General features: G+C 40.6%; 1 pseudogene. It reads left to right on the plus strand.

The features are described 5' to 3' along the window. A pseudogene (locus ABN217_RS20360) lies at positions 1–525 on the plus strand (AsmA family protein); the annotation flags it as partial.

Consider the following 525-nt stretch of genomic DNA (forward strand, 5'->3'; position numbering starts at 1 on the left):
GTATTCAATTAAGCCAAGGGACTAACAAAATCCAAGTGTCTGGATTTACAGGCGGCATCACTCCATGGGCTCCAAGCACCAATTATCCATTTGGTCATGGCGATTTCCGTTTTACAACCAAACAATTAAACATCAATGAGTTACCCCTAAAAAATGTCGCAATCACGGGTAAACTACAAGAAAATCTCACCGAGTTTACTGATGCAAATGGTTATTTGAATAATGGTTACATCAAAGGCTCAGGGAAAAAATTAGCTGATGGTTCTATCACGGTTGATTCGTTAGTAATGGACAAAGTAGGTTGGCAAAATAGCATTCCTTTTGCCTCATTAGGCGATGCGATTGATAGCGATCAGCCGATTTCACTCAAAAAAGTCGCACTCACCAATGTTGATCTGCAAGGTAAAGATTGGGCAGTTCCTGGCCTTAACGCTGAAATAGACCACCTTGATTGGGTTAGAGGTAGCTGGAGCACCCCAGAAAGCCATATAAATTTTAGCCTTAATCAATTAGTCATTAATGATC

It is taken from the genome of Proteus sp. fly-1067, from assembly GCF_040139345.1.
In the GTDB taxonomy this organism is placed as follows: Bacteria; Pseudomonadota; Gammaproteobacteria; order Enterobacterales; family Enterobacteriaceae; genus Proteus; species Proteus vulgaris_B.